Raw genomic sequence first — 252 nt, 5'->3', positions numbered from 1 at the left:
GTTCTACATCGACCTGGCAGACCGAGTTGATTATGGATTCAGCGGATAGCTTTCAGGTCGGCGTAACTCTTGAATATCCCCCAATCAGTTCCCTCTCCCTCTGGGAGAGGGCTAGGGTGAGGGGATTTTAGGGGCCGACCGAGCTGTCTGGCGTCATACATCGACCTGGCAGACCGAGTTGATTATGGATTCAGCGGATAGCTTTCAGGTCGGCGTAACTCTTGAATATCCCCCAATCAGTTCCCTCTCCCT

It is taken from the genome of Pseudomonas sp. NPDC085632, from assembly GCF_044541255.1.
Classification (GTDB): domain Bacteria; phylum Pseudomonadota; class Gammaproteobacteria; order Pseudomonadales; family Pseudomonadaceae; genus Aquipseudomonas.
This window is presented reverse-complemented; position numbering follows the sequence as displayed.